The organism is Citrobacter sp. wls718, assembly GCF_005280945.1.
Taxonomy (GTDB): Bacteria; Pseudomonadota; Gammaproteobacteria; order Enterobacterales; family Enterobacteriaceae; genus Citrobacter; species Citrobacter gillenii.
Genome location: NZ_SZWV01000083.1, coordinates 31,391 through 40,275 on the forward strand (window position 1 = coordinate 31,391; position 8,885 = coordinate 40,275).

At 52.9% G+C, this 8,885-nt stretch carries 7 protein-coding genes and 2 pseudogenes; all 9 read left to right on the plus strand.

The window, feature by feature from the left end:
• Positions 1 to 24: 24 nt before the first annotated feature.
• Positions 25 to 858 (plus strand): annotated as a pseudogene (locus FDW95_RS16650) (BamA/TamA family outer membrane protein); the annotation flags it as partial.
• Between the two features lie 31 nt (positions 859 to 889).
• A complete protein-coding gene (locus FDW95_RS16655; RefSeq protein ID WP_170973011.1) occupies positions 890 to 1,828 on the plus strand; it encodes a hypothetical protein in 939 nt (312 codons plus the stop codon).
• On the plus strand, positions 1,828 to 2,958 hold the full coding sequence (locus tag FDW95_RS16660; RefSeq protein ID WP_115258427.1) for a BamA/TamA family outer membrane protein: 1,131 nt from the start codon (positions 1,828 to 1,830) through the stop codon (positions 2,956 to 2,958). Before FDW95_RS16655 ends, FDW95_RS16660 begins: the two co-directional genes overlap by 1 nt.
• Entirely contained in the window at positions 2,959 to 4,065 is a 1,107-nt protein-coding gene (locus FDW95_RS16665; RefSeq protein ID WP_115258428.1) for a DUF4056 domain-containing protein, read from the plus strand.
• 207 nt (positions 4,066 to 4,272) lie between these two features.
• On the plus strand, positions 4,273 to 4,692 hold the full coding sequence (locus tag FDW95_RS16670; protein WP_115258429.1) for a translesion error-prone DNA polymerase V autoproteolytic subunit: 420 nt from the start codon (positions 4,273 to 4,275) through the stop codon (positions 4,690 to 4,692).
• A gap of 2 nt (positions 4,693 to 4,694) precedes the next feature.
• Positions 4,695 to 5,957: a Y-family DNA polymerase gene (locus FDW95_RS16675; RefSeq protein WP_115258430.1), complete on the plus strand. Its 1,263-nt coding sequence runs from the start codon at positions 4,695 to 4,697 to the stop codon at positions 5,955 to 5,957.
• A gap of 168 nt (positions 5,958 to 6,125) precedes the next feature.
• Positions 6,126 to 6,401 (plus strand): metal/formaldehyde-sensitive transcriptional repressor, encoded by a 276-nt coding sequence (locus FDW95_RS16680; RefSeq protein WP_003833178.1) that lies wholly within the window; start codon positions 6,126 to 6,128, stop codon positions 6,399 to 6,401.
• Positions 6,402 to 6,433: 32 nt separating this feature from the next.
• Positions 6,434 to 7,551: pseudogene (locus FDW95_RS16685) on the plus strand (S-(hydroxymethyl)glutathione dehydrogenase/class III alcohol dehydrogenase).
• 169 nt (positions 7,552 to 7,720) lie between these two features.
• Positions 7,721 to 8,885, plus strand: a 1,165-nt coding sequence (locus tag FDW95_RS16690) for a Tar ligand binding domain-containing protein (RefSeq protein ID WP_249359183.1), incomplete at its 3' end; no start/stop codon positions are given.

An 8,885-nucleotide genomic window follows, 5' to 3' on the forward strand; every position in this document is an offset into this window, starting at 1 on the left:
TCACTACTTAACTGTCACCTTACAGTGGGGGGCGGCCACCGGCATACCTGGACGGACGATCATATTCGTTACTTTATTGCGGCAGGTTACGCAAATATCGATCTGGATATCTATTCGGGTGACCTCGCGGGTTTCGGCAACAATCGCGCGATTGAAACTGAGACCAAAGGTTATGGCGGGATACAAAAGTTATTGTTTCGTGTCGGTGATTCTCCGGTGTTTTTAGGGGCCTCACAGTTTTGGGCGAAAATGGATATTTCTGCGCGAAACAACCCGGTTATCGATCGCGTCTGGAAACACGTCCTCGGTGACAGCAGCACGTCATCGGGCTTAGGGATTGTCGCAGAATACGACACAACCGATAACTTTTTCTGGCCGGGACACGGTGTGTCGCTCAGCGGTGAATATCAGTTTTACGGTCACTACCTTGGGGGCGATTACCGCTACGATTTACTGACGCTTGATGGCAAATTTTTCCTGCCGCTAAGTCGGGACTGGACGCTTTCTCTGGCAACTAATTATCAAATGCTGTCCCGACATGACCAACATCTCCCACCGATGACGCGTCCTTATATCGCGCTGCGTGGGATCTCCCGTTATCGCTATCAAGGCAATGATGTCAGCACCGTGCAAACACAGCTTGCCTGGCAAATGACGTCGCGCTGGATTGTTCAGGGATTCGTAGGCGCGGGGAGTGCTACCGACAATGCAGGCGATCTTTACTCCAGCACCGAAGTTGGTTGGGGCGCGGGATTCCGCTATTTAATCGCCCGGGAATACGGTCTGCATACCGGCATTGATGTTGCCCTTAGTGACAACGAAGAGGCGGTTTACTTCAATGTGGGCGCTGGCCTGTAACCAATGAAGCGAGACATAAATGAGGATAATAATGAGATGGACTAATACGATGGTGCCGCTTCTGCTGGTTTCTGGTGTGGCGTGTGCCGCGGATACGGAAGAGCGCACCTTTCCCATCTGGGGAGAAGAGGCCAAAGCCCGTGGATACTCGATTCCGTTGCCGTTTGGCGTCAATCTCAGCTATATGAATATGCGCCAGAACATTGACGTCGACAGCATTGGTTTTTCAGGGCTGGCGTTGGGTAACCATGCGATCCCGACCGATATGTTTAATATTGATACCGGGCATACCCGTGAGCAAAGTAAATCAGAAAACCTGCGTATCGATATGTGGGTGTTTCCGTTTCTCAATATCTACGGGTTAGTGGGACATACGCGCGGTTCATCGGTATCGAACGTTTCCGTCGATGCCGATCCGACACGCTATACCGGTATTGACAGGGTGATTGCCTCGTCGGTGCATCAGCTTTATCAGAGTGGTGAATTGCAGGATATCGATTTTACTCTCGACTTCAAAGGCACGACCTGGGGAACCGGGATCACGCTGGCGGGCGGATATGAAAATTGGTTTGCGTTGGTGGACACCAACTACACCCGTACTGATTTCGACATTCTGGATGGCAAAATTTCGGCGCTAACGGTGTCACCGCGGGTGGGATACCGTTTTCGTTTCCAGGGGCCCGTCGGAGAGTCTCACCTTAGCGTCTGGCTGGGGAGTATGTACCAGAATGTTCAGCAGGAGTTCCGGGGCAGCCTTTCCGACTTGCATATGCCCGCTGCACTGCAACCGCTCATTGACACCGTGAACCAGAATAATGAAGGGCGGTTTGATGTTAAACAGAAGCTAACATCACCCTGGAATATGCTGATTGGTACCCAGTTTGAAATGACGCCGCAATTTAATGTCCTCACAGAATTCGGTTTCAATGAGCGTAACAGTTTCTTCGTGGCGGGAGAGTACCGTTTCTGATGAGACCCCATCGCATCATGCTGACATTGTCACTGACGCTGACCGCTTGGCCTTCGGCGGCAGTAGCGCTGGATCAAAAATCAGTAGATAAACTGCTTTCCGGACTGGGGGCCGATAACCACTATGATCCGCAGAAGGGCGTTAACTGGAGCGTGTTGCCGGGCCCGTTTTATACCCCTGAGCTCAGGCTAGGTCTGGGGATGGCTGTGGCGGGAATTTATCGGGTCGATCCCAATGATAAAACCACCCAGAACTCGTCGCTGTCTTTTACCGGCTATGTCAGTAGCAGCGGTGCACTAGGGATTGGGTTAAGCAGTTACACCTTTTTTACTGACGATCGTTGGCGACTGTTTGTTGACGGTTCGGTGAACAGAGTGCCGACTGGTTTCTGGGGCATTGGCTACGATGCGGCGCAGGGCAATGAGCAGGAGTACACCAATAACGCCATCCGCGTGCATCCGATTATTATGCGGGAGGTCGTTAAAAATCTTTATCTTGGCGCCGGTTGGGACTTTTCAACGTTGCACGCGACTATTGATGATCCCCGCGCGGATGACACCTTTACACGCTATGACGCGCAGTCCTCCTTACTTGCATCGGGTGCCAGCATCAGCCTGAATTACGATTCTCGCGATGCGATCACTCGCCCGCAACGAGGACAGTTCTTTAAAGTGGAATACACCTGGTTCGATCCATCGGTAGGGTCTGACACCCATTTCAACGCAACCGAGTGGCAATACGATTACTACCACTTACTGAATGAAAAAACGGTACTGGCCTTTGATCTCTGGGGCCGTTTTACGCGAGGGGATGTTCCCTGGGATCGGTTGTCGATGGCTGGCGACGATCGGCGGATGCGTGGCTATTATCAGGGCCGCTACCGGGACAACGATGTTGTCAGTGGGCAGGTAGAGTACCGACGAAAGCTGAACTGGCGACACGGATATGTATTGTGGCTGGGTGCCGGGACGCTGGGAAAAAACATCAGCGCGCTGGACGATCATCCGTTGTTACCCACGGCAGGCGTGGGATATCGGTTTGAAGTGAAGCCCGCGATGAACGTGCGTCTGGATCTGGGGTTTGGTAAAGAAAGTGCCGGTTTTTATTTTCAGGTTGCGGAGGCTTTCTGAATGCGTAAAGGGTTAATGTTTTTGTGGTTGGTGGCGGGTTTGGCCTGTGCAGAAGGGGACCTGTTTCCGATAAAGCACGCGCGCCAGGTTTACCCGGTCGTCAGTCAGCTTTCACCGCCGGAGTCGTTACGTCCTTGCTGTGCGTTTGGCTATGATCTTCACGTCCGAGCGGTTGGGGTCCCGATTCCGGTTTACCAGATTGGCAACGTCCTGACTCTGGATACGCTGGGTAGCCATCATTATAACGATAGTGCGCTGGGTGCCGTGAAGAATATTGTCGGGCTCAGCGCAGAAAAAAGCGGTCTTATTTATACCCATCGCGGTGGGTTTATTGATATCGCCCATGTTCGCGATACGGCGGATAATACGTTCTATATTTTCTCGCGTATTCTTCCCAAACTGGGTCAGCGCTGGCGTTATTTCTACAGTGAAGAGTTGGGCGTTCGCCGAGTGCAGCTCCTGGCATTTACGCCGCCGTCTTCACTGCCCCAGCGCTATACCCTGGCGGCCTGGCTGGCAGGTCATCTGGCGTTTCAGTTGGCACAGTGGCACGAAATTGCACAATGGTACGGTTTTCAGTCTGTTCCCGGATTTTCCGAAGAGATATCTGCATTTTCACCGGAAGATTTATATTCAAATCTTTTGGGGGCACGGCTTGCCATCAACGTGATTTTGCAAGGAAAAGCAGAAACTATCGATGCTTATAACGCCGCGATGGACGGTGAACTGCGCCATGCGCTATTGCAGCTCGGGGTGGTCACCGGAACTGAAACCGAAAGAAAGTTTCGTGAGTTGGACGGTGACTGGTGGAATAGCAAACGCAGGGTGCCTGATAAATTTCTGGTGCTGAAGCGTAACTATAATCTCGACCACAATCGCTTACCGACCCCGGTCTCTTACGAAAAAACGGCACCTTATATGCTCACAATGCCCGCCGTGGTGTTGGGGTATCAGTTGTCTCGACTGGGGGAATTGCAAATATATCCGGGAACGTCGATGGAATCACTTCCTTTACCAAAAGTATTTTATGGTCCGGCTCAATTCCAGCCGTTGGCAAACCAGGCAGAAGAGGCGGATAAAACACAACGTGAACGGTTTCAGAAATAGTTAAATTCAGCGCAGCGGTGGTGTGGTTGGCTGAAAAAACGTCAACATTTGGGCCTCCCGAAATAATTTACAAAACCGATATTTTTAACCGCAACCCATACTTACACGTGAGGTGGTTAAGCAATAAACAGCGCCCGTCTTCCCATCACTTGATTGCATGCCTCACTACAACTACTGTATATAAAAACAGTATGTGAGGGATGCGTCATGATGTTGTACAGACCTTCAGAACCGCGCGAGGCGATCGCGCTACCCCTTTTCAGTGATGTTGTCGCGTGCGGGTTCCCCAGCCCGGCACAGGACTACGTGGAGCAGCGTATTGATCTGAATGCCTTGTTGATCAAGCACCCCAGCGCGACCTACTTTGTGAAAGCGGCAGGCGATTCGATGGTTGATGCCGGGATCAATGAGGGCGATCTGTTGATTGTTGACAGCGCCAGAACCGCCGCTCACGGGGATATTGTGATTGCCGCGGTGGACGGTGAGTTTACAGTAAAATGTCTCCAGCTCAGACCTACCGTGCAGCTTAATCCGATGAACCGCGCCTGGTCAACGATTCGGATCAGCAGTGAAGATACGCTCGATATCTTTGGTGTTGTGACTTTTATCGTCAAATCGACGGGGTGAGAATGTTTGCGCTCTGTGATGTAAATGCATTCTATGCCAGTTGTGAGACCGTGTTTCGCCCGGATTTGAAAGGCCGCCCGGTGGTGGTTCTATCGAATAACGACGGCTGCGTCATTGCCCGCAGCGCTGAAGCCAAAGGGCTGGTAACAATGGGCGCACCTTATTTCAAACAGAAAGAAATTTTCCGCCGGCACGGGATTGTTACCTTCAGCAGCAACTATGAACTGTACGCCGATATGAGCCAGCGGGTGATGACCACCCTGGAAGAGATCGCGCCACGGGTGGAGAACTACTCAATTGATGAGGCGTTTTGCGATCTCTCTGGAGTCAGGAATTGCTGCAATTTGGCGGCGTTTGGACGTGAAATTCGACACACGCTGCACAAGCGCACACATCTGCTCGTCGGCGTAGGTATTGCGCCCACCAAAACCCTCGCGAAGCTGGCGAACCATGCGGCCAAAAAGTGGCAACAGCAGACGGGCGGCGTAGTGGACCTCTCGAACAGGGAACGCCAGCGTAAGCTGATGGCGGCGCTTCCGGTCGATGATGTTTGGGGCGTTGGTCGCCGTACCAGCAAGAAACTCGACGCGATGGGTATCAAGAGTGCGCTGGATCTGGCGGATACCCACACTGACGTTATCCGCAAGCATTTCAGCGTGGTACTGGAGCGTACCGTACGTGAACTACGCGGTGAACCCTGCCTGGGTTTTGAAGAGTTTGCAGCGGTGAAGCAGGAAATCATCTGCTCAAGATCGTTTGGTGAGAGGCTCACGGATTACAACGCCATGCGGGAGGCGATTTGCGCCTATGCCGCGCGTGCAGCAGAAAAATTGCGCGGGGAACACCAGTATTGTCAGTTTATCTCTGCGTTTATTAAAACCAGTCCATTTGCCCCGAATGAACCTTATTATGCTAATAGCGCGTCGACCAAATTGCTGATCCCCACCCAGGATAGTCGGGATATTATCAATGCGGCAACACGCTGCCTGGACGTTATCTGGCGAGACGGACTGCGCTATCAAAAAGCGGGCGTGATGCTGGGGGATTTTTTCAGTTCAGGCGTGGCACAGTTGAATCTGTTTGATGACAATGGCCCTCGACGCAACAGCGCGGAGTTGATGACCGTGGTGGATCGGCTCAATAAAGAAGGGCGCGGAACGCTCTGGTTTGCCGGGCAGGGAATAGAACAGCAGTGGAAAATGAAACGAGGAATGCTATCCCCACGATATACCACGCGTTTTGCGGATTTGCTGCGGGTGAGTTGATTGTATAAAACAGGGAGATGTTATTTATTTTCTGGAGACGCCTCGCATTTATTTAATTACCCGATACTGGTGGTCAATGGCGCCTCTCCTCATGACCCCATAAATTTCACCGTTTACACGGGGCTATTAAATGAAATACCATACCCCCCTATAGTATCCGGAGGGCGTATGCCGCATTCACCTGAAGATAAAAAACGCATTCTCACTCGTGTACGACGTATTCGTGGGCAGGTTGATGCGCTCGAGCGCGCGCTGGAGTCAGGCGAACCCTGTCTGGCGATCCTACAACAAATTGCCGCCGTACGCGGCGCATCCAACGGCCTGATGGGCGAAATGGTTGAGATCCACCTGAAGGATGAACTGGTCAGTGGGGAGACCACCCCGGACCAGCGTGCCGTGCGTATGGCTGAGATCGGCCATCTTCTGCGCGCTTATCTAAAATAACACCATCACCTCGCAATAATGGGAAGAGACAAATGAAATCACGTGCTGCAGTTGCATTTGGCCCCGGCCAACCGTTAAAAATTGTTGAAATCGACGTCGCGCCGCCAAAAAAAGGGGAAGTGCTGGTTAAAATCACCCACACCGGTGTGTGCCATACAGACGCATTTACGCTCTCGGGCGACGATCCGGAAGGTGTATTCCCGGCAGTACTGGGCCATGAAGGCGGCGGCATTGTGGTTGAAGTGGGCGAAGGCGTCACCAGCCTGCAACCGGGTGATCATGTGATTCCGCTGTACACCGCCGAATGTGGCGAGTGTAAGTTCTGTAAATCGGGCAAAACCAACCTCTGTCAGGCCGTGCGCGCGACCCAGGGTAAAGGTCTGATGCCAGACGGCACAACGCGTTTTTCTTACAACGGCGAGCCGATTTATCACTACATGGGCACCAGCACCTTCAGTGAATATACCGTGTGCGCAGAGATCTCGCTGGCGAAGGTCAATCCACAGGCACCGCTGGACAAAGTCTGTCTGCTGGGCTGTGGCGTTACCACCGGGATAGGCGCCGTCCATAACACGGCAAAAGTAAAAGAAGGCGACACCGTGGCGGTGTTTGGTCTGGGCGGTATCGGTCTGGCGGTGATCCAGGGCGCGGTACAGGCGAAAGCCGGGCGCATTTTAGCGGTCGATACCAACCCGGAGAAATTCAAGCTGGCCGGTGAAATGGGTGCGACCGATTTCATCAATCCGAACGATTACGATAAGCCGGTGCAGGACGTGATTGTTGAGCTTACCGACGGCGGCGTGGACTTCAGCTTTGAATGCATCGGTAATGTGAACGTGATGCGTGCTGCGCTGGAGTGCTGCCACAAAGGGTGGGCGAGAGCATCATCATTGGCGTGGCGGGCGCTGGGCAGGAGATCAAAACACGTCCGTTCCAGCTGGTGACCGGACGCGTCTGGCGCGGCTCCGCATTTGGTGGTGTAAAAGGGCGTACGCAGCTGCCGGGCATGGTCGAAGACGCAATGAGCGGGAAAATTCAGTTAGATCCGTTTATTACGCATCGCCTGCCGCTGGAGCAGATCAACGAGGCGTTCGATTTAATGCATCAGGGTAAGTCTATTCGTACTGTTATCCACTTTGGCGATAACTGATCCATCCGCCAGCGGAACTCTCCGCTGGCACTTTCCTGAATTTTTTAGAATGATGTTGTGAAAGTGTGACGAAACCGGCGCTTTTCGCGGTAAGCAATCCTGGCGGATTGCCGATGACTATCTATCGGGCGTGTTTTCACGCATAAACCCTACAAGAGAGTCGACGGTCATGGACAACACAACATCGATGCAGGCCCAGCATAAACTGGGCTTCCTGCATCAAATCCGACTGGTTCCGCTGTTTTCCTCCATTCTCGGTGGCATCCTTCTGCTGTTCGCCTTAAGTTCCGGGCTGGCGAGCTATTTTCTTATGCAGGCCGACCGCGATCAGCGCGATGTGACTGATGAAATTCAGGTCAGGATGGGGTTATCGAACAGCTCTAACCACTTGCGCACCTCGCGTATCAATATGATCCATGCTGGTGCGGCGAGTCGTATTGCCGAAATGGACGATATGAAGGCCAATATTGCGGAGGCGGAAAAACGGATTAAGCAGTCGCAGGAGGGCTTTAATGCCTATCTGTCTCGGGCGGTGAAAACGCCGGCAGATGAAGCGCTGGACGCTGAACTGAGCGCCAGTTTTAAAGCCTATATCGACGGTTTGCAGCCGATGCTCAAGTACGCCAAAAACGGCATGTTTGAAGCGATCATTAACCATGAAAATGAACAGGCCAGACCGCTGGATACCGCCTACAACAAAGCGCTGCTGAAGGCCATTGAGATCCGCACCGCAAGGGCAAACCAGCTCAGTGAGCAGGCCCATCATCGGACACAAATTGGCATGGTCTTTATGCTGGGCGCATTCGGTCTGGCACTGGCATTGACGCTGATGACGTTTATGGTGCTGCGTCGTACCGTAATCCATCCGCTGCTGCGCGCCGCCCAACGCATTGAGCAAATCTCAGCGGGCGATCTGACCATGCAGGATGAGCCCACCGGGCGCAGCGAGATTGGTCGTTTGAGCCGTCATTTGCAGGCCATGCAGCATTCGCTGGTAAAAACCGTGGGAACCGTGCGTCAGGGGGCAGAAGAAATCTATCGCGGGACCAGTGAAATCTCTATGGGGAATACGGACCTGTCATCGCGTACGGAAGAGCAGGCTGCGGCGATTGAACAGACGGCGGCCAGTATGGAAGAGCTGACGGCTACGGTGAAACAGAACGCCGATAATGCACATCATGCCAGCAAACTGGCGGAAGATGCTTCCGGCAAAGCCAGTCGGGGTGGTCAGATGGTTTCTGGCGTGGTGCATACCATGGGCAACATTTCGACTAGCTCGAAGAAAATCTCTGAAATTACCGCCGTCATCAACAGCATTGCTTTCCAGACCAACA